The organism is Pseudomonas graminis (assembly GCF_013201545.1).
Classification (GTDB): domain Bacteria; phylum Pseudomonadota; class Gammaproteobacteria; order Pseudomonadales; family Pseudomonadaceae; genus Aquipseudomonas.
Genome location: NZ_CP053746.1, coordinates 1,259,561 through 1,280,028, shown reverse-complemented (window position 1 = coordinate 1,280,028; position 20,468 = coordinate 1,259,561). Strand labels below are relative to the sequence as shown.

Sequence of the window (20,468 nt, the reverse complement as noted above, 5' to 3'; positions counted from 1 at the left end):
TGAGGAAAGTCGCCACGTTCATAATTTCAAGGGCTACTTACCCGTCACTGTGCTGCACTGGTAAGTTAGGCGTATGCACGCCTTGTTGCTACTGTCACAAATGACAGGTTTTGCTACCGCTGGTCGTAGTGCGCATTTAGGATCAAGGGATAAGCATGGGTCTAATTGCGACATTCGCTGAACTAAAACTCCCTGCCTCGACCGCGATTTCTTTGTCTGACACGCGCTCCTACAGAAAGCTGCGGCAACAGCTCATTTATTCCTCCCCGCCAACCCATGTCGTAAACGCGCCTTTGTGTGGCGTGCGTAGGCATCTGGGCAGCCAGCGTCAGCCATACCATCGTGGCCAAAGGGCAGTTCAAGGCCCTGTCGATCATTCAGGCGCCGCGCCGCCGCTGGGAGAACCGCGATGTTCAGCAAGCAAGACCAGATCCAGGGTTATGACGATGCACTGTTGGCGGCGATCAGTGCCGAAGAGCAGCGTCAGGAAGACCATATCGAGCTGATCGCCTCGGAGAACTACACCAGCAAGCGTGTGATGCAGGCCCAGGGCAGCGGCCTGACCAACAAATACGCCGAGGGTTATCCCGGCAAGCGTTACTACGGCGGTTGCGAGCATGTCGACAAAGTCGAGCAACTGGCGATCGATCGCGCCAAGCTGCTGTTTGGCGCCGACTACGCCAATGTCCAGCCGCATTCCGGTTCTTCGGCCAACAGCGCGGTTTATCTGGCATTGCTGCAAGCGGGCGACACCTTGCTGGGCATGAGCCTGGCCCATGGCGGTCACCTGACCCACGGTGCCAAAGTGTCTTCATCGGGCAAGCTGTACAACGCCGTTCAATACGGTATTGACGTTACCACTGGCCTGATCGATTACGACGAAGTCGAGCGACTGGCCGTCGAGCACAAACCGAAGATGATCGTTGCCGGTTTCTCGGCCTACTCCAAAACCCTGGATTTCCCGCGCTTTCGTGAGATCGCCGACAAAGTGGGCGCGCTGCTGTTCGTTGACATGGCCCATGTGGCCGGTCTGGTCGCCGCCGGTTTGTACCCGAACCCGCTGCCGTACGCCGATGTGGTCACCACCACTACCCACAAAACTCTCCGCGGCCCCCGTGGCGGGTTGATCCTGGCCAAGGCCAACGAAGAGATTGAGAAAAAGCTCAATTCAGCTGTGTTCCCGGGTGCCCAGGGTGGTCCATTGATGCACGTGATTGCCGGCAAGGCCGTGTGCTTCAAGGAAGCCATGGAGCCCGGTTTCAAAGCCTATCAACAGCAAGTGATTGATAACGCCCAGGCCATGGCGCAGGTGTTCATTGATCGCGGTTACGACGTCGTGTCGGGCGGGACCGACAATCACCTGTTCCTCGTCAGCCTGATTCGTCAGGGCCTGACCGGGAAAGACGCCGACGCGGCGCTGGGTCGAGCGCACATCACCGTCAACAAGAACGCCGTGCCGAACGATCCGCAATCGCCGTTCGTGACGTCGGGCCTGCGCATCGGCACACCCGCTGTGACCACGCGCGGTTTCAAAGTTACCCAGTGCATCACGCTGGCAGGCTGGATCTGCGACATCCTCGACAACCTCGGCGACGCCGATGTCGAGGCCAATGTTGCCGACCAGGTCGCCGCGCTGTGCGCCGATTTCCCGGTTTACCGCTGAGTCAGGAGTCGCACCATGCAGCATTACTCGGGCTTCGGCCTCTTTAAACACTCCCTCAGCCACCACGAAAACTGGCAGCGCATGTGGCGCACGCCCACCCCGAAAAAGGTCTACGACGTCGTGATTGTCGGCGGCGGCGGGCACGGTCTGGCGACGGCGTACTACCTGGCCAAAGAGCACGGCATCACCAATGTGGCCGTGGTTGAAAAAGGCTGGTTGGGCGGCGGCAATACCGCGCGCAACACCACCATCGTGCGCTCCAACTATCTATGGGACGAATCCGCGCACTTATACGAACACGCGATGAAACTGTGGGAAGGCCTGTCTCAGGACATCAACTACAACGTCATGTTTTCCCAGCGCGGCGTTTACAACCTGTGCCACACCCTGCAGGACATGCGTGATTCCGAGCGCCGCGTCAGCGCCAACCGCCTCAACGGTGTTGACGGCGAGCTGCTCAACGGCAAGCAAGTGGCTGAAGAAATTCCGTATCTCGACTGCTCGAAAAACACCCGTTACCCGATCATCGGCGCAACGGTGCAGCGTCGCGGCGGTGTCGCGCGTCATGACGCCGTGGCCTGGGGCTATGCCCGCGCCGCCGATGCGTTGGGCGTGGACTTGATTCAGCAGACCGAAGTGACCGGCTTCCGCAAGGAAAACGGCGTGTGCATCGGCGTCGAAACCAACAAGGGCTTCATCGGCGCCAAGCGCGTCGGTGTGGTGACTGCCGGCAACTCTGGCCACATGGCCAAGCTCGCCGGTTTCCGTCTGCCGGTGGAATCCCATCCGCTGCAAGCGCTGGTGTCTGAGCCGATCAAGCCCATTATCGACAGCGTGATCATGTCAAACGCCGTACACGGCTATATCAGCCAGTCCGACAAGGGCGACCTCGTGATCGGGGCCGGGATCGACAGCTGGATCGGCTATGGCCAGCGCGGCTCGTACCCGGTGATCGAGCACACCATTCAGGCCATCGTCGAGATGTTCCCGGTGCTCTCGCGGGTGCGCATGAACCGCCAGTGGGGCGGCATCGTCGACACCACGCCGGACGCCTGCCCGATCATTTCCAAAACGCCGGTGCCGAACATGTTCTTCAACTGCGGTTGGGGTACCGGTGGCTTCAAGGCCACGCCCGGCTCGGGCAACGTGTTTGCCGCCAGTCTGGCGAAAGGCGAAATGCACCCGCTGGCCAAGCCCTTCTCAATCGACCGGTTCCACAACGGCGCATTGATCGATGAACACGGCGCTGCAGCCGTAGCCCACTAACAGAGGACTTTTCCCATGTTGCATATCTTCTGTCCTCACTGTGGCGAACTGCGCTCCGAAGAGGAATTCCACGTCTCCGGTCAGGCCCACATCCCGCGTCCACTCGACCCGGCTGCCTGCACCGACGAAGAGTGGGGCGACTACATGTTCTTCCGCGACAACCCGCGCGGTCTCCACCACGAGTTGTGGATTCACGCGGCGGGTTGCCGGCAGTATTTCAACACCACGCGTGACACCGTGACCTACGAGATTCTCGAAACCTATCCGATCGGCACGCAGCCGCAGTTCGTCAATCCAGCGCCCGCGATCAGAAAGGGAGAACAGGTATGAGCCAGTCCAATCGCCTGCCCAACGGCGGCCGCATTGATCGCAGCAAGGTCCTGAATTTCAACTTCAACGGTCAGACTTATCAAGGCTTTGCAGGCGACACACTGGCCGCAGCCTTGCTCGCCAACGGCGTCGACATCATTGGCCGCAGCTTCAAGTATTCCCGTCCTCGCGGCATCTTTGCGGCAGGTTCGGAAGAGCCGAATGCCGTGCTGCAGATCGGCGCCACCGAAGCCACGCAGATTCCCAACGTGCGCGCCACGCAACAGGCGCTTTATCCGGGCCTCGTTGCGACCAGCACCAACGGCTGGCCGAGCGTGAATACCGACATGATGGGCATTCTCGGCAAGGTCGGCGGCAAGCTGATGCCCCCGGGCTTCTACTACAAAACCTTCATGTACCCGCAATCGTTCTGGATGACCTACGAGAAGTACATCCGCAAGGCAGCGGGCCTGGGGCGCTCGCCGACCGAGCTGGATCCGGACACCTACGACAACATGAACCAGCACTGCGATGTGCTGGTGGTCGGCGCCGGCCCAGCAGGTCTGGCCGCCGCACTGGCCGCTGCGCGCAGCGGTGCTCGGGTCATCCTGGCGGACGAGCAGGAAGAATTCGGCGGCAGCCTGCTGGACAGCCGCGAAAGTCTGGACGGTAAACCGGCAGCGGAATGGGTAGCGACGGTGGTGGCCGAACTCAAAGGCCTGCCCAACGTGACCCTGCTGCCGCGCGCCACGGTGAACGGCTATCACGACCACAATTTCCTGACCATTCACGAGCGGCTGACCGATCACTTGGGCGATCGCGCGCCGATTGGCCAGGTGCGTCAGCGCATGCACCGGGTTCGCGCCAAGCGCGTGGTGCTGGCGACCGGCACCCACGAGCGTCCACTGGTTTACGGCAACAACGATGTGCCGGGCAACATGCTGGCCGGCGCGGTCTCCACTTACGTGCGTCGATATGGCGTGGCGCCGGGCAAGAAACTGATCCTGTCGACCAACAATGATTACGCCTATCGCGTGGCGCTGGACTGGCTTGACGCCGGCCTGCACGTGGTCGCCGTTGCCGACGCGCGTCACAACCCGCGCGGTGCGTTAGTGGAAGAAGCCCGCGCCAAAGGCATTCGTATTCTGACCGGCAGCGCCGTGGTGGAAGCCCGTGGCAGCAAGCGCGTCAGTGCCGCCCGCGTGGCCGCCATCGACGTCAAAGGCCACAAGGTCACCAGTCCTGGCGAATGGCTCGAGTGCGATCTGGTCGCCAGCTCCGGTGGCTACAGTCCGATCGTTCACTTGGCTTCGCACCTCGGCGGCAAGCCGGTCTGGCGCGAAGACATCCTCGGTTTCGTGCCGGGCGAAGCGCCGCAGAAACGCGTCTGTGTCGGTGGTGTGAATGGCGTTTACGCCCTCGGCGACTCGCTGGCCGACGGTTTTGAAGGCGGTGTTCGTGCCGCCAGTAAAGCCGGTTTCAAACCGGTCGAAGGCGTACTGCCCAAAGCCCTGAGCCGGGTGGAAGAACCGACCTTGGCGCTGTTCCAGGTCCCGCACGAAAAAGGCACTGCGCGGGCGCCGAAGCAATTCGTCGACCTGCAGAACGACGTCACCGCAGCGGCCATCGAATTGGCAACTCGTGAGGGTTTCGAGTCCGTCGAGCACGTCAAACGCTACACGGCGCTGGGTTTCGGTACGGACCAGGGCAAGCTCGGCAACGTCAACGGCCTGGCCATTGCGGCACGCTCGCTGAACGTGTCGATCCCGGAAATGGGCACCACCATGTTCCGCCCGAACTACACGCCGGTGACCTTCGGCGCCATCGCAGGCCGTCACTGCGGCCACGTCTTCGAGCCTGTGCGCTTCACCGCGCTGCACGCCTGGCACGTCAAGAACGGCGCCGAATTCGAAGACGTCGGGCAGTGGAAGCGCCCGTGGTATTTCCCGAAAGCCGGTGAAGACATCCACGCCGCCGTGCGCCGCGAATGCAAGGCCGTGCGCGACAGCGTCGGCCTGCTGGACGCATCGACGCTGGGCAAAATCGACATTCAAGGCCCGGATGCACGGGAGTTTCTGAACCGCATCTACACCAACGCCTGGACCAAACTCGATGTGGGCAAGGCGCGTTACGGCCTGATGTGCAAGGAAGACGGCATGGTCTTCGACGACGGCGTCACCGCCTGCATCGCCGATAATCACTTCATCATGACCACCACGACCGGCGGCGCTGCCCGCGTGCTGCAGTGGCTGGAAATCTATCAACAGACGGAGTGGCCGGACCTGAAGGTGTACTTCACGTCCGTCACCGACCACTACGCAACCCTGACCCTGTCGGGCCCGAACAGCCGCAAGCTGCTCAGCGAAGTGACCGACATCGACCTTGGCCGTGAAGCGTTCCCGTTCATGACCTGGAAAGAAGGCCTGGTGGGCGGTGTGCCGGCGCGGGTGTTCCGGATTTCGTTCACCGGCGAGCTTTCCTACGAAGTGAACATCCAGGCCGACTACGCCATGGGCGTTCTGGAAAAAATCGCCGAGGCCGGCAAACAGTACAACCTGACCCCGTACGGCACTGAAACCATGCACGTCCTGCGGGCCGAGAAGGGCTTCATCATTGTCGGCCAGGACACTGACGGCTCGATGACCCCGGACGATTTGAACATGGGCTGGTGTGTCGGCCGCACCAAGCCGTTCTCGTGGATCGGCCAGCGCGGCATGAACCGTGAGGATTGTGTGCGGGACGAGCGCAAGCAGCTCGTCGGCCTGAAGCCGATTGATCCGAACAAGTGGCTGCCTGAAGGCGCGCAACTGGTGTTTGATCCGAAGCAGTCGATCCCGATGAAGATGGTTGGCCATGTGACGTCGAGTTATGCGGCGAACTCGCTGGGCTATTCGTTCGCGATGGGTGTGGTGAAGGGCGGGCTGAGGCGCATGGGTGAGCGAGTGTTTGCGCCACTGGCGGATGGGTCGGTGATCGAGGCCGAGATTGTGTCCTCGGTGTTCTTCGATCCGAAGGGTGATCAGCAGAACGTGGAGTGATCACCCGGAACACCGCACACCTTGCGCTCACTGAAACAACAGAATTCAACACAGGTGCTCTATGACCACAGCCAACGTTTACCAACAGCGGCCAGCGACCGACGCCAAAGCCGAGTCGCCGCTGTTTCATGCTGACCTTCAAAGCCTGATCGGCAAAGGTCGCAGCAATCCGGGCGTGTTGTTGCGGGAGAAAAAGCTGCTTGGCCACCTGACCATCCGTGGCAATGGGCACGATCCGGCATTCGCGGCGGGCGTGCACAAGGCGCTGGGCATGGAATTGCCGGGCGCGCTGGCGCTGGTCTCAAGCGGCGATAGCTCGATCCAGTGGCTTGGCCCGGATGAGTGGTTGCTGATCGTGCCGACTGGTGAAGAATTCGCCGTCGAGCAGAAGCTGCGCGAGGCGCTAGCCGGTTTGCACATCGCTATCGTCAACGTCAGCGGCGGGCAATCGCTGCTGGAGCTGACCGGGCCCAATGTGCGCGAAGTGCTGATGAAGTCCACCAGCTACGACGTGCACCCGAACAACTTCCCGGTGGGCAAGGCCATCGGCACGGTGTTCGCCAAATCGCAGCTTGTGATCCGTCGTACGGGTGAGGAGACCTGGGAATTGGTCATCCGCCGCAGTTTTGCCGATTACTGGTGGCTGTGGCTGCAGGACGCGAGCGCGGAGTATGGTTTGGGCGTTGCTGCCTGATTTGATCGTTGCCACCCTCAGCGTGGTAACGCCGCCCGTGACGCTCTGCGTCCTTCGATGGACGCCGAGCGTCCTGAACTGCATTCCCACGCAGAGCGTGGGAACGATCAAGGAATACCTATGAGCCGCGCCCCCGATACCTGGATTCTGACCGCCGACTGCCCCAGCGTGCTGGGCACGGTGGACGCGGTGACGCGTTACCTCTTCGAGCAGGGCTGTTACGTCACCGAGCATCACTCCTTCGATGACCGGCTATCCAGCCGCTTTTTCATCCGCGTCGAGTTTCGCCAGCCGGAGGGGTTTGACGAGTCGTCCTTCCGTGCAGGCCTTGCCGAGCGTGGCGAATCGTTCGGCATGATCTTCGAGCTCACCGCCCCGAATTACCGCCCAAAAGTGGTGATCATGGTGTCCAAGGCCGACCACTGCCTCAACGATCTGCTCTACCGACAGCGCATCAATCAGCTGTCGATGGACGTGGTCGCCGTGGTTTCCAATCACCCGGACCTCGAACCGTTGGCGCGCTGGCACGACATTCCCTACTACCATTTCCCCCTCGACCCCAACGACAAACCGGCGCAGGAAGCCAGGGTAATGAAGGTGATCGAAGACACCGGCGCCGAACTGGTGGTGCTTGCCCGCTACATGCAAGTGCTGTCGCCGGAGCTGTGCCGCAAGCTCGATGGCAAGGCGATCAACATTCATCACTCGCTGCTGCCGGGCTTCAAGGGTGCCAAGCCGTATCACCAGGCCTACAACAAGGGCGTGAAACTGGTCGGCGCGACGGCCCATTACATCAACAACGACCTCGACGAAGGGCCGATCATCGCCCAGGGCGTCGAAGTGGTAGATCACAGTCACTACCCCGAAGACTTGATCGCCAAGGGCCGCGACATCGAAGGCCTGACCCTGGCGCGCGCGGTGGGATACCACATTGAGCGACGGGTTTTTCTCAACGCCAACAGAACCGTGGTGTTGTAGGGGGTAGTTGCAAGCTTCAAGCTTCAAGCCGCAAGAGGAAAAGCGGCGTCACTCGCAACACGTTTCGGGCCCATATAGTGGCAGCAGCGCTTTTGCTTGCTGCTTGAAGCTTGCGGCTTGAAGCTCACTGACTCACCCAATCAATAACAAATAGAGAGGTGACATGTATGTCTGGTAATCGTGGTGTGGTGTATCTCGGCGCAGGCAAGGTCGAAGTACAGAAAATCGACTATCCCAAGATGCAGGACCCGCGCGGCAAGAAGATCGAGCACGGGGTGATCTTGCGCGTGGTTTCCACCAACATTTGTGGTTCCGATCAACACATGGTGCGTGGGCGAACGACAGCCCAGGTCGGCCTTGTACTGGGGCACGAAATCACCGGTGAAGTGATCGAGAAGGGCAGCGATGTCGAGAACCTCAAAATCGGCGATCTGGTGTCCGTGCCGTTCAACGTTGCCTGCGGCCGTTGCCGCTCCTGCAAAGAGCAACACACCGGCGTCTGCCTGACCGTCAACCCGGCCCGAGCCGGCGGTGCCTACGGCTACGTCGACATGGGCGACTGGACCGGCGGCCAGGCCGAATACGTGCTTGTGCCGTACGCCGACTTCAACCTGCTCAAACTCCCTGATCGTGACAAGGCGATGTCGAAGATCCGCGACCTGACCTGCCTCTCTGACATCCTGCCCACCGGCTACCATGGCGCGGTGACTGCCGGCGTTGGCCCGGGCAGCTCGGTGTACATCGCCGGTGCAGGTCCGGTGGGTCTTGCCGCTGCCGCATCAGCACGCTTACTCGGCGCGGCAGTCGTAATCGTCGGTGACGTCAATCCGGTGCGTCTGGCCCACGCCAAGGCCCAGGGTTTCGAGATCGCCGACCTGTCCAAAGACACCCCGCTGCACGAGCAGATCGCCGATCTGCTGGGCGAACCGGAAGTGGACTGCGCCGTCGACGCTGTGGGCTTCGAAGCACGCGGCCACGGCCACTCGGGCGCCAAGGCCGAGGCACCGGCCACCGTACTCAACTCGCTGATGGGCGTGGTGCGCGTCGCCGGCAAGATCGGCATTCCTGGCCTGTATGTGACGGAAGACCCGGGCGCCGTGGACGCTGCCGCCAAGGTCGGCGCGCTGAGCATTCGTTTCGGCCTGGGCTGGGCAAAATCCCACAGCTTCCACACCGGCCAGACACCGGTCATGAAGTACAACCGTCAACTGATGCAGGCGATCATGTGGGACCGCATCAACATCGCCGATGTGGTGGGCGTGGAAGTCATCAGCCTCGACGACGCCCCGCGCGGTTACGGCGAGTTCGACGCTGGCGTGCCGAAGAAATTCGTCATCGATCCACACAAACTGTTCAGCGCCGCATGATTCTCTGACCCTTACAAAAGGCGACCTTCGGGTCGCTTTTTTTATACCTGACGTAGGCTTCTAGCCCGGCGTTTGTAGGGCGTTTCTGAAAATGCCTGAGGCGCGTTTGAATCCCGTTCCCGCTGGTTTCAGCTGTCTTTTCTCCGTGCTATTTGTCCGGCCCGTTTATCAGCTGGCGAGTCATGCATGTTTGTCTGGTGGGTCAGAACCTCGATTTATTTCCTCGTCACAATGCCGCTCTTTGTCCTGCCTGCAACGCTGGCCAGTGCCCACCTGGAGCCCTTTCCGTCGGGCTGGGCCTCGTCGGAGTTGTTCTTTGAAAATCCCAACGACTGCATCTGGGCCGGAATCGCGCCGCTTACCGCCACCATGTGCGCGTGGCGCCGACCTACCGTGAGCTGGCGGACTGTGAGGCTGACTTCACGCCGGGTGAGTGTTTCGCTGCCGACGTCTCCCGGCTCTGGTCGCCCTGGTTGTCCGGTTTCGCGATCATCACCCAGGTTCAGCTGACATCCATGGGAGCCAGCCCCGATCCTCAGGTACGCCTCTTCAGTGAGCCGCTTTATCGAGGCGCCGATCATCAGGGCGGCACGCGCTTGATCAGCCTGCGCGAGAAGCTCCGCAACGGTGAGCATTTCGATAAGGCGTTCATTCGCCACCGGCTCCTGGAGGCGGGCTCGACGGCTGCGGATCAACGGCTGGCGCGGACCTTCGAGCCGCAGCGGCTGTTTTACGTCCGCTAACCCTGACGGCCTGCGTGGAACTTCCCTTCGAGGGGCGGTCCAACGCGTGTTTACCCGGCTACGGCCGGTCCCCCGGCAAACGAGGTTGTTGCGATGAAAGTTTCACTGAAAAACGTACGCGGTGCTGCGCTGGCGAGCCTGATAGCGCTGGCCGCCACGCCGGTCTTCGCCTTCAATCTGAATGACGCCGCCAACGCGGTTGCCAATGCTACCGGCGGCCAGCAAAAGGCAACGGCCGCGCCTGAGGCCGCCGGGCTGCTGAACACGCTGGGCACGCAATTGAACGTCACGCCGGAGCAAGCGGTGGGCGGCACCGGCGCCTTGTTGGGGCTGGCCAAGAACAAACTCGCTGGCAACGACTATTCGCAACTGAGCAAATCAGTGCCCGGCCTGGATCAATTGGCCGGCAACTCGGCCCTGGGTAGCCTGAGTGGTCTGGGCGCACTGTTGGGTAATTCCGGGAGCAGCAGCTCTGCCCTGGATAGCGCGCTGGGCAATGTGCAGAGCATGGGCGACGTGAACAAGGCATTCAGCGCGTTGGGCATGAACAGCAGCATGGTCAGCCAGTTCGTGCCGGTGATCCTGCAATACCTTGGTCAGCAAGGCGCCGGCGGTTCAGCGTTGCAGGCGTTGAGTGGCGTCTGGGGCGCCAAGTAATTGAGTTGCCGCGCCCCTGCAAAAGGGGCGCTTGTTGCCAAGAAGTGGTGCTAGGAAATCAGGCCGCGTAACTCGGCAATTCGCGCATCCTTCTCTTCCCACAGCCGGTTGACCCAGTCCTGCACATACACGCGGAACACCGGGTCATTCTCGTAATCGCCCTGCCACAGCGCAGGGTCGAGTTCGCGGGTCTTGATGTCGACGATCACCCGCGGCACCCGTCCTGATATCAAGTCCCAGAACCCGGGAATTCGTGCGCTCGGATAGACCACCGTCACATCGAGCACCGCGTCCAGTTGCTCACCCATCGCCGCCAGCACGAATGCGACGCCGCCTGCCTTGGGCTTGAGCAGATGGCGGTACGGCGAAGCCTGTTGGGCTTTCTTCGCCGGCGTGAAGCGTGTGCCTTCCAGGTAATTCACCACGGTCACGGGCTGACGTTTGAACAGCTCGCATGCCTCGCGGGTGATTTCCAGATCCTTGCCCTTGAGCTCTGGATGCCTGGCGAGAAACGCTTTGGTGTAGCGCTTCATGAACGGGTAGTCGAGCGCCCACCACGCCAAGCCTAGAAACGGCACCCAGATCAGTTCTTTCTTGAGGAAGAATTTGAAGAACGGCGTACGCCGATTCAGCGCCTGCACCAACGCCGGAATATCCACCCAGGACTGATGGTTGCCGATGACCAAGTAAGAAGTGTCGCCACGCAGGCCTTCATCGCCGCGGATTTCCCACTGGGTTGGCAGGCAAATTTTGAAGATCAGCTTGTTGATTTCACACCAGGTCTCCGCGATCCACATCACTGCTGCCGAGCAGTTGTCGCGCATCTCGCTCTGGAACACCAACTTGAGCAGCGCAAAGACCATCAACGGGCCGATCAGCACCAGCGTATTGAGCAAAAGCAGCAGCGTGACGGCAATTCCGGTAAGCAGGTGACGCATAAGGCACTCGCGGTCGACAGGGTGGCGCGCAATGATAAGCAGGCCGGGCGGTTGGCGCAAAATCCCTGGCGATACCGACGAATGTTTCACGCCGCTTTCGGTACGCTCGGCATTGCCTGCACCGCGACTGCCCGGTGCTCCAGTCCCGGCGCGAACCATCGGCAAAGTGACGGTCTAAACCGGGCACACGCTTCGCCCATTCATCACGAGGAATCAAATCCGTGAAATCCCTTCTGGCGCTTATGTCTTTGCTGGCGTTGCCTGTCATGGCTGCCGAACCGACGTTGTACGGCCGTTACGAATACATCCAGGTCTCGGAGATCGGCGAGACGTTCAAAGCCAAGATGGACACCGGCGCGTTGACCGCATCGCTATCGGCCAAGGACATCGAACTGTTCAAGCGCGATGGCGATGACTGGGTGCGTTTCCGTCTGGCGACCAAAGATGCCGACAGCAAAGTGTATGAGCACAAGGTTTCGCGCATCAGCCGGATCAAGGGCCGTTCCGAGGGCGACGATGATGAAGAGCCGGCCGATCCCACCAAGCGCCCGGTTGTTGACCTCGAACTATGCCTGGGCAGCGTGAAGCGCACCGTGGAGGTCAACCTCGTCGACCGCAGCCACTTCAACTACCCCTTGCTGATTGGCGCCAAGGCCCTGCGCGAATTCGGCGCGGCGGTTAATCCGGCCCGTCGTTATACGGCGGACAAGCCTGAGTGCTGATGGGAGATCTCCCGTCGTCCAGGCGACGCGCTGTCTTGCAGCAAACACACCCCCTATGGGCGTGAGCTTGCTCACGAAACGGCGATTCAGGCGCCAAAGAATGCAGCGGCCGTCTCCGCGCCCTTCGCGGGGAAGCTCGCTCCCACAGCATCGAGGCGGACTCGAGATTTCGGCCGCGCGGTTGGGCTTATGGGCGTGACCGGGGTGGCGTTCCACATTGCTCACGCAGGCGGCTGAGTCTCCAGCATAGACGGCCGCTGACTGACTTCGTCATACCAGTTTGCCAATCGCGGGTAGCTGCTGCGCCAGCCCAGATTCGGCTGGCGGAAATCCAGATAGCCCACCGCACAGGCCACGCTGATCGATGCGACGTCGAAATGCGTACTCAATTCAGTGATGGCTTCGGCCTCGAAATAGGCCAGGGTGCGGGCGATTTTCTCTTGTTGGGCGTCGAGCCATTCCGACCAATGTTTCTCCTCTGGCCGCAGGAAGGTCTCGTACCGAATGAGCAATGCAGCGTCCATGAGGGCATCGGCCAGTGACGCGAGCGTCAATCGCCGCCAGCGCGCCGAGCCTTCCTTGGGAATGAGGGGGTTGCCGACATGTTGTTGGTCCAGGTAGTCGAGAATCACCCGGCTGTCATGGATCACGTTACCGTCGGCCAGGCACAGCGCCGGAATTTTCCCGCACGGATTGTCGCGACAGACTTCAGCGTCGGGGCTGACGGGGGTGAGCGCAACCGCCTTGAGACTCACCCGGCTTGCCTGTCCGGTTTCATGAAGCAAGATCAGTACCTTGCGCGCGAATGGCGAAGCGGCGTTGTAATACAGCGTCATGCTGGGCGCAGACATGGGCATTCCTCTGATCGGCCTGGGCCCCCAGACTAGTGAGGGCCGGGACGCTGCGCAATATCCTGAGTCAATGCCGGGCCGATTTGCAAAGGCCTGGACATAAATGTCAGACCGTCGGGACCCCCTCTACCGAATCAGTCGATGCGCTGCCGGACTGCGCCGAAGGTGTGCCGGTCAACAGCGGCTTGGCAACAAACCAGATGATCGTGGCGGCGATGAGATCGAAAGCGGCCAGCGCCACGAACAGTGGGCTGTAGCCTACCTTGGTGACCATGATCCCAAGCACCAGCGTGAACAATGCCGCGCCGAGAAACCCGAACATGCCACCTAGACCGGTTGCCGTGCCCACTTCGTTCTTGCCGAAGGAGTCCGACGTGATGGCGTACAAGGCGCCCGACAGCGTCTGGTGCGCAAAACCGCCCGCGCACAGCAGTGCGATGGCGACATAAGGGCTGTCCACCAGACCGATGCAGCCCGGACCGATCATGCACAGCGAGCCCAGGACCATTACCATCTTGCGCGATGTCAGCAGCGACACGTTGAAATGCTTGTAGAAAAACGGGCTCAGGTAACCGCCCAACACGCAGCCGATGTCGGCGGCGAGAAACGGCAGCCAGGCAAACATCGCGATTTCCTTGATGTTCATGTGGCGCTCGGTCATCAGGTACAGCGGAATCCAGGCGTTGAAGGTCTGCCATGCCGGCTCCGACAGCATGCGGGCCGAGGCGATTGCGTAGAAATTGCGGGTGCCGACGATCTTCTTCCAGCTGGCGTGCTTGGTGGGCGCGTCCTTCAGGTGGGATTCCTGACCCGCGAGAATGTAATCGCGCTCCTCATCGCCCAGCAGACGCTGATTGCGCGGGTGCTTGTAGAAGAACAGCCAACCAGCGCTCCACAGCAGGCCCAGCCCGCCGACGATGATGAACGCGATCTGCCAGCCGCTGTGCAGAATCGCCCAGACCACGAGGGGAGGGGCCAGCAACGCACCGATCGACGAACCGATGTTGAACCAGCCGATGGCGACCGAGCGCTCTTTGGCGGGAAACCATTCAGTCGTTGCTTTGATCGCCGCCGGAAAACCTGCCGCTTCAGTGATGCCCAGCAAGCTGCGCAGGAACGCCAGACTCTGCCAGCCGGTGGCCATGGCTGCTGATGCGCACGCCACCGACCAGGCGATTGCGAACACTGCAAAGCCGATTTTGGTGCCAATGGCGTCGATCACATAGCCGGCAACCGGCTGCATGAAGGCATAGCCCATCTGCCACGCGATGACGACGTGCGAGTACTGTTCGGTGGAAATGTTCAGCTCGCTCATCATGGTGGGAGCGGCGACGGAGAGGGTGTTGCGTGCGAGATAGTTGACGATCAGGCCGCCGGTTATCAGCGCGACCATCCACCAACGGATGCCTTTGATTTTCATCGAGTCCACTCTGGGTATTGTTTTTATTTAGCGGCGATCGTTATACGTCGTCGTATGACTCGATTTAGTCAAAGGCACGTTTTGTTGTCAATTGAAATACTGCTGAGCGCTGATTATATTTCTGAATGTAACGGGCCTGTAACGACACTGATCCGTCAGCGACCGCGCCTAGGCTAAATTGGGGCGTTTTGGGAGGGGTGGCCTGGACTCGGCGCATGAGCAATGAGGGGTCGGCTATTCAGAAGTCGTATGACGACATCGAACATCGGCGGGGGAGGTCCCGCCGATGTTGTGCAGTAGAGGGTTGGCTGTGATTAAACCCGCTTGCGCGCCATCAGCCCTTTGCAACTAAGCCAGGCCGGGATCGCCATGCCGATCCACGACAGCACGTCCCATGCGCCGTCGCCCAGCAGCGCCGCAAACAGGCCGATCGCTGTCAGCAGTGCAATCCAGCCCGGTTTGGCGAAAGTCTTCCAGAATGCAGAGTGTTTTTTGTGTCGGGTCATGCGACTTCCGCCTCTACGGCCACTGCCTTCGCGACGGCGACAGCGGCGCGGCGGCGGACCCACCACAGGTACAAGCCACTGCCGAGGACGAGGATCGTCAGCACATCGAGCGCGGCCCAGAGGATTTTCATCGGCATGCCGCCGTAGTCACCGAAGTGCAGCGGTTGCGACAACAGAAGTGCGTCCATGTACCACGGGCGTCCCAGCGTTGCGGTCACGTGCAGATCCTGAGCGTCGATCAGGACAGGGGTCAGCAGGTGGGAGGTCAGGTGCGTGTCGCCTTTCATGAACACCGCGTAATGATGCTCGCTGGAAAAGCGCGAGCCGGGAAAGGCTATGAAGCTCGGCTCGGCGCCGGGGACGGTGGTCTTCGATATCTCGATCAGCCGGGTGGCTGGTCCGCGCTCGGCCAGAGGAGGGGCGTCTTTGTATGGCGCGATCATGGTCATCAGCGCGTCGGTGCGCCATTGCGCGATCACCAGATCGGCGCAGGCATTAAGCACGCCGGTCAGGCCGACGACAATGGCCCAGGTCAGCGTGACGACGCCGATCAGGTTGTGCAGATCAAGCCAGCGCACCCGCGTGGATTTATTCGGCCGCACCGTGGCGAAATCCAGACGTCGCATGAAGGGTGCGTACAGCACGACGCCGGAAACGATCGCCATGACAAACAGCAGGCCCATGAACGCCAGCAACAGTTTGCCCGGCAGCCCCGCGTACATGTCCACATGCAAGCGCAGCATGATCATCATGAAACCGCCATTGGCATTCGGGGTTTCCATCGCTTCGCCGGTGCGCGCGTCGATCATGAAACTGTGGGATTCGTTCGGGTCGCCGCCGGCAGTTTTGCCCATGATGGCGTAGACGCCGTTGGGGTCATCGTCGTCCCAGCCGAAGTACTGCATCAGGTCGCCGGGGCGGTGGGCTTCGGCTGAGCGGACCAGTTGTTCGAGGTCGAGATGCGGAGTGCCGGCGGGCATTTCTTTGAATTCCGGCGCATCGCCCGTCAGGTGAGCGATCTCGTGACTGAAGATCAGTGGTAAGCCGGTGATTGCCAGCATCAGCAGGAATGCCGTGCAGATCAGGCTGGTCCACGTGTGGATGAAAGACCAGCGGCGGATGGTTTGGCTTTTCATGTGGAAATCCGGAGTAGGCGAAAGCAACAAAGGCCGCTGTATGGGAGCGGCCCTTGTTTCAGGTAATGAGAGTTTAAACGATTACCATTTGTAGTCTACGCTCGCGAGCACTGTGCGGCGGTCGCCGTAGTAGCAGTAGAAGCCGTCGCAGGTGGAAATGTATTCCTTGTCGAAGACGTTGTTGGCGTTGACCGACACGCTCACGCCCTTGAACGACGTGTTCATGCGGCCGAGGTCGTAATGCACGGCGGCGTCGTAGACGGTGTAGGCGTTGCTGTGGCCGTAGTTGGAGTCGGCGACAAAACCGTAACTTCCTATTGCAATGTTGTCGGTTTCGCCAATGTACCGCGCGCCAAAGCCCAGGCCGAAACCGTCTAGCACGCCGTTGTGCCAGGTGTAGTCACCCCAGATCGCCGCCTGATTTTCAGGCGTGAGTGGCAGCGGACGATTCTTGTCCAGCGGGTCGGTGACCTTGGTCATCTTGCTGTTGGCGTAGGTGTAGGACGCCGTCACTTTCAGGTTGTCGGTGACATTGCCCACCGCTTCCAGCTCGAAGCCACGCACCTTTGCTTCGCCCAGAGGACGCTGCACGCCAAGGGTATCGCTGAGCACGATGTCGCGACGGGTCAGGTCGTACGCGGCCGCAGTGAAGATGATGTTGCTGCCCGGCGGCTGGTATTTAAGACCCACTTCGTACTGCTTGCCCGTCCCTGGCTGAAACGCTACGCCATTGGCGCCGCCTTGCTCGGCCTGGAATGACTCGGCATACGAAATGTACGGCGTGAAGCCGGAATCGAAGACGTAGCTGAGGGCGGCGTTGCCGGTGAACGCGCTGTCGGTGCGGTCATCGGATTGATCGGTGTTGTAGAACTTCGATTCGGTCTTGAGCAGGTCCTGGCGCCCGCCCAGGGTCAGACGCCAGTTATCCAGGGCCAGTTGGTCCTGAATATAGACGCCGACGTCCTGGGTTTTCTGGTTGTAATCCTGAAACGCGCTGTAGGCGACGTTGCTGAAGTCCTGCCCGTAAATCGGGTTGGCGATGTTGCTGGTCGGCGCGGCGCCATACTGCCATTTGTAGTTGTGATTCAGACGCTGATAGTCGAGCCCCAGCAGCACAGTGTGTTTAAGAGCGCCCGTGTCGAAGTCGGCTTGCAGGTTGTTGTCCAGCGCGAACTGGGAAATGTCCTCGTTCACGACGTTGGCGCCGCGTTGGACGGTGCCATCATCGCTGACCGAACCGAAGAAGCCACCGGCCGTGATCCCCTGAAAGGACAGGTCGCTCTTGGTGTAGCGGACGTTCTGCTTGAACTGCCAGACGTCGTTCAGACGATGCTCGAAGGCATAGCCCAGCGCGTAATAGGTTTTGTCGTAGAACTCCCAGTCCGGATCGCCGAGGTTTTCGTGGTACTTCACGCGGCCTACGGCCGACGGGTATTTGGTGCCCTGGATCGGCAAAAACTGGCTGGTGATGCCGGTATCGTCGCGATTGAACTGGCTGAGGAAGGTCAGCTTGGTGTCCGGGTCGATGTTCCAAGTCAGGCTCGGCGCGATGTTGTAACGCTTGTCATCGATGTGATCCACCGAGGTGCCGCTGTCGCGCACGACGCCGCTGACGCGGTACTCGAAATTGTCGGCGTCGTCGATCTTGCCGGTGCTGTCGAAGCTGATCTGCTTGCGATTGTAAGTGCCGACCTGAACCTGCACTTCGTGGCTGGCTTCGGCTTCAGGGCGACGACTGACCATGTCGAGCATGCCGCCCGGCGGGGTCTGACCGTAAACCGAAGACGCCGGCCCACGCAGGAGGGCGATGCGCTCCAGGTCCCAGGTTTCCATCTTCGGCATCACGTAGGCGCCTTTGGGCAGCGGCAAGCCGTCGAGGAATTGGGTGGGTTCAAAACCGCGGACCTTCAGCCATTCGGCCCGGCTGTCGCTGCCGTAACTGCTGGCGACCACGCCCGGCATGTAGCGAACGGCGTCGTCGATGTTCTGTACTGCGCGATCCTGCATCTGCTGCCGGGTCGCGACCGAGATCGAGCGCGGTGCTTCAACCAGTGCGGTGTCGGTCTTGGTGCCCGCTGCGGTGCGACTCGCGGCATAGCCCTGCGCCGGGCCCCACGCGCTTTCGAAACTTTCCTGACTGCCTTGAATGCTGGTGGCCGGTAATGCCATCGCACCTTCAGGCGCAGCCACGAGGGTGTAGGTGCCCGCCGTGGTCAGGTTCAATTGCAAGCCGGTGCCACGCAGCGCCTGCCCCATCGCGCCTGATGCGTCGAATTGACCCTGAACCGGCGCCGACGCACGGCCCGCGGCGAGCGCCGGATCCAGCGACAGGGCCAGGCCCGCCTGACTGGCAATCTGCGTCAGCGTCGTCGACAACGGCGCGGCCGGCAGATTGTAGGCGTGCACGCTGGACGCCTGGGAAGCGGCCATCAGCGGCGCACTGAGCATCGGTGCGGCAGTGGCGACGGCGATAGCCAGGAGACTCGGTCGCAGAAGGGTTTGAAGCGTGCGGGACATGAACGGCACCTCGAAGGAAATGGTTCTCAATGCCTATGTGCCGAACGAGATCTGAAAAGTGATAGGGCCGGGCGAAAATAAGTCGCACTCGCTCGCGGGCCTTTATTTAGAGGGCTGTATTTACAGCGCAGTCGTCGGCTTTTTCTCGCTGCGGACCACCGTCACCCACCACGGCGTACGCGCTTCGATCTGCACGGGTAGCGTGGGCGTCAGTGCCTTGAGCGCCAGGTCGGTGTTGGTCAGCGGAAAGCTGCCGGTGATGCGAAGGTCCGCAACGTCTTTCGCTACGCCGAGATGGCCTTGGCGATAACGGGCAAGTTCCGCAACCACGTCGTCCAGGCGAGCGTTATCAACCACCAGCATGCCGCGCATCCAGGCGCCGGTACCGGGTGCGAGGGCCAGCATGGGACCGAGGCTGTTGCGATGAATCAACATCTGCTGGCCTTCGTGCAGCACCAGTTCGTGGGTGGAAGCCTGCGGATGAGCGGCGACGGCTGATTGCAGCACGCTCAACAGCGTGCCATCAGCCTGCCGTTTGACGAGAAACTGCGTGCCCAGGGCGCGCATCTGCCCTTCCGGGGTTTCGACGATGAACGGACGCGCGTCGCTGTGGCTCCCGGTCTCCACGAAGATTTCGCCTTCCTGAAGCACGATCCGTCGCTGTGTGTCATCGAACCGCACGTCCAGCGCGGTGTGGGTATTGAGCCGGATAAGGGTGTTATCCGACAGGCGAATGGTGCGTTGCTCACCGGTGGCGGTACGCAGATCCGCGAGCCAGTAATCCACCGGCAGCAGGCGATCCCCCAAAAACACCGTCAAGCCCAGCGCCAGCGCGAAGCCTGCAACCCCGCGGCCCAGCTTGCGCAACCGCACGCCGATACCATCACGGGACCGCAAAAGCGCCGAACGTGCTGGGCCGGTGGTGCCGGCGAAACGTTGATCGACCATCCCGAGCTGCATCCAGGCGCGGGCATGCTCGTCGCTGGCGGCGTACCACTTGGCAAACTCTTCGCGCTCGACCTCGCTGCCTCGACCGCAATCCAGGCACAGCTGCCAGGCAATGGCGGCGTCCAGCACGGGGGATGAAACAGGTCGGGTGGAAATACGGCTCATGTTGGCTCGCCATACAGCGCGATGTAGCACTGGCGCAAACCCTGCGCCAGATACTGACGCACGCGGGGTACGGAAACGCCGAGCTTTGTGGCGATCTCCGCGTGGGGCATCCCGTCCAGGCGGTTGTACAAAAAGGCGGCGCGCGCTTTGCTGGAGAGCTTGCCCAGCAGGCGATCAATGGCTTTGAGGTCATCGAGAATCAGTTGCTGCTCTTCCAGCGAAGGCTGCTCCGCCTCTGGAATCAGCATCAGCTCGTCCAGATACGCCTGCTCCAGCGCGGCCCGGCGAAAGTGGTCGAACAACAAGCCTTTCGCGATCGAGACCAGAAAGGCCCGGGGCTCGCGGGGTTCAAGCAATTGCTCGCGGCCCAGCAGGCGAATGAACGTGTCCTGGCTCAAGTCTTCGGCGCGATGGGGGCAAGCCACGTTGCGTCGGAGCCAACCCAGCAGCCAGCCGCGGTGGTCGCGATAAAGCGTTCCGACGAGCTGCTGCTGGGGACTTTGAAGTGACGACACAACCGCACCGAGGAGAACAAAGGGGCTAACGAGAA

The 20,468-nt window shown here is 61.2% G+C and carries 18 protein-coding genes; 10 read left to right on the top strand and 8 right to left on the bottom strand.

Annotated elements, in window-relative coordinates; genetic code table 11:
* Window positions 1-409: 409 nt before the first annotated feature.
* From glyA to FX982_RS05820, 9 genes are all read left to right on the top strand, one after another.
* Window positions 410-1,663 carry a serine hydroxymethyltransferase gene (gene glyA, locus FX982_RS05860; protein ID WP_172609956.1) on the top strand — a complete coding sequence of 418 codons (1,254 nt, stop codon included), beginning with the start codon at window positions 410-412 and terminating at the stop codon, window positions 1,661-1,663.
* Between the two features lie 15 nt (window positions 1,664-1,678).
* Window positions 1,679-2,929, top strand: coding sequence for a sarcosine oxidase subunit beta family protein (locus FX982_RS05855; RefSeq protein WP_065991270.1), 1,251 nt, complete (start codon window positions 1,679-1,681; stop codon window positions 2,927-2,929).
* Window positions 2,930-2,944: 15 nt separating this feature from the next.
* Window positions 2,945-3,259: a sarcosine oxidase subunit delta gene (locus FX982_RS05850; RefSeq protein WP_065991271.1), complete on the top strand. Its 315-nt coding sequence runs from the start codon at window positions 2,945-2,947 to the stop codon at window positions 3,257-3,259.
* The gene (locus FX982_RS05845; protein ID WP_172609955.1) at window positions 3,256-6,276 is read left to right on the top strand and encodes a sarcosine oxidase subunit alpha; all 3,021 of its coding nucleotides are present in this window, start codon (window positions 3,256-3,258) and stop codon (window positions 6,274-6,276) included. Before FX982_RS05850 ends, FX982_RS05845 begins: the two co-directional genes overlap by 4 nt.
* Before the next feature lie 61 nt (window positions 6,277-6,337).
* Entirely contained in the window at window positions 6,338-6,970 is a 633-nt protein-coding gene (locus FX982_RS05840; RefSeq protein WP_172609954.1) for a sarcosine oxidase subunit gamma, read from the top strand.
* Between the two features lie 120 nt (window positions 6,971-7,090).
* Complete coding sequence (gene purU / locus FX982_RS05835) at window positions 7,091-7,948, top strand: formyltetrahydrofolate deformylase (protein WP_122536486.1); 858 nt, start codon at window positions 7,091-7,093, stop codon at window positions 7,946-7,948.
* A 167-nt stretch (window positions 7,949-8,115) separates the two neighbouring features.
* Window positions 8,116-9,315, top strand: coding sequence for a formaldehyde dehydrogenase, glutathione-independent (fdhA, locus tag FX982_RS05830; protein ID WP_122536487.1), 1,200 nt, complete (start codon window positions 8,116-8,118; stop codon window positions 9,313-9,315).
* A gap of 377 nt (window positions 9,316-9,692) precedes the next feature.
* On the top strand, window positions 9,693-10,058 hold the full coding sequence (locus FX982_RS05825) for a DUF1190 domain-containing protein (RefSeq protein WP_172609953.1): 366 nt from the start codon (window positions 9,693-9,695) through the stop codon (window positions 10,056-10,058).
* A gap of 93 nt (window positions 10,059-10,151) precedes the next feature.
* Window positions 10,152-10,715: a DUF2780 domain-containing protein gene (locus FX982_RS05820; RefSeq protein WP_172609952.1), complete on the top strand. Its 564-nt coding sequence runs from the start codon at window positions 10,152-10,154 to the stop codon at window positions 10,713-10,715.
* A 50-nt stretch (window positions 10,716-10,765) separates the two neighbouring features.
* Here the strand turns inward: FX982_RS05820 and FX982_RS05815 are convergent, their stop codons facing one another.
* Window positions 10,766-11,653 carry an acyltransferase gene (locus tag FX982_RS05815; protein ID WP_172609951.1) on the bottom strand — a complete coding sequence of 296 codons (888 nt, stop codon included), beginning with the start codon at window positions 11,651-11,653 and terminating at the stop codon, window positions 10,766-10,768.
* Window positions 11,654-11,874: 221 nt separating this feature from the next.
* On the opposite strand from FX982_RS05815, the gene FX982_RS05810 reads away from it, so the two are divergent.
* Window positions 11,875-12,375, top strand: a complete 501-nt coding sequence (locus FX982_RS05810) for an ATP-dependent zinc protease family protein (RefSeq protein WP_172609950.1) — start codon at window positions 11,875-11,877, stop codon at window positions 12,373-12,375.
* Between the two features lie 221 nt (window positions 12,376-12,596).
* On the opposite strand, the gene FX982_RS05805 is transcribed toward FX982_RS05810, so the two are convergent.
* The 7 genes from FX982_RS05805 to FX982_RS05775 form a co-directional block, all read right to left on the bottom strand.
* Window positions 12,597-13,226, bottom strand: a complete 630-nt coding sequence (locus FX982_RS05805; protein WP_172609949.1) for a glutathione S-transferase family protein — start codon at window positions 13,224-13,226, stop codon at window positions 12,597-12,599.
* Between the two features lie 106 nt (window positions 13,227-13,332).
* Window positions 13,333-14,646 (bottom strand): MFS transporter, encoded by a 1,314-nt coding sequence (locus FX982_RS05800; RefSeq protein WP_172609948.1) that lies wholly within the window; start codon window positions 14,644-14,646, stop codon window positions 13,333-13,335.
* Between the two features lie 314 nt (window positions 14,647-14,960).
* Window positions 14,961-15,152: a hypothetical protein gene (locus FX982_RS05795; protein WP_122536496.1), complete on the bottom strand. Its 192-nt coding sequence runs from the start codon at window positions 15,150-15,152 to the stop codon at window positions 14,961-14,963.
* Window positions 15,149-16,288, bottom strand: a complete 1,140-nt coding sequence (locus tag FX982_RS05790) for a PepSY-associated TM helix domain-containing protein (RefSeq protein WP_172609947.1) — start codon at window positions 16,286-16,288, stop codon at window positions 15,149-15,151. Before FX982_RS05790 ends, FX982_RS05795 begins: the two co-directional genes overlap by 4 nt.
* An 81-nt stretch (window positions 16,289-16,369) precedes the next feature.
* Window positions 16,370-18,805 (bottom strand): TonB-dependent siderophore receptor, encoded by a 2,436-nt coding sequence (locus tag FX982_RS05785; RefSeq protein WP_172609946.1) that lies wholly within the window; start codon window positions 18,803-18,805, stop codon window positions 16,370-16,372.
* Window positions 18,806-18,925: 120 nt separating this feature from the next.
* Entirely contained in the window at window positions 18,926-19,918 is a 993-nt protein-coding gene (locus FX982_RS05780; RefSeq protein ID WP_172609945.1) for a FecR family protein, read from the bottom strand.
* A complete protein-coding gene (locus FX982_RS05775; RefSeq protein ID WP_172609944.1) occupies window positions 19,915-20,433 on the bottom strand; it encodes an RNA polymerase sigma factor in 519 nt (172 codons plus the stop codon). The genes FX982_RS05780 and FX982_RS05775 overlap by 4 nt, the downstream gene beginning before the upstream one ends.
* Window positions 20,434-20,468: the final 35 nt, after the last annotated feature.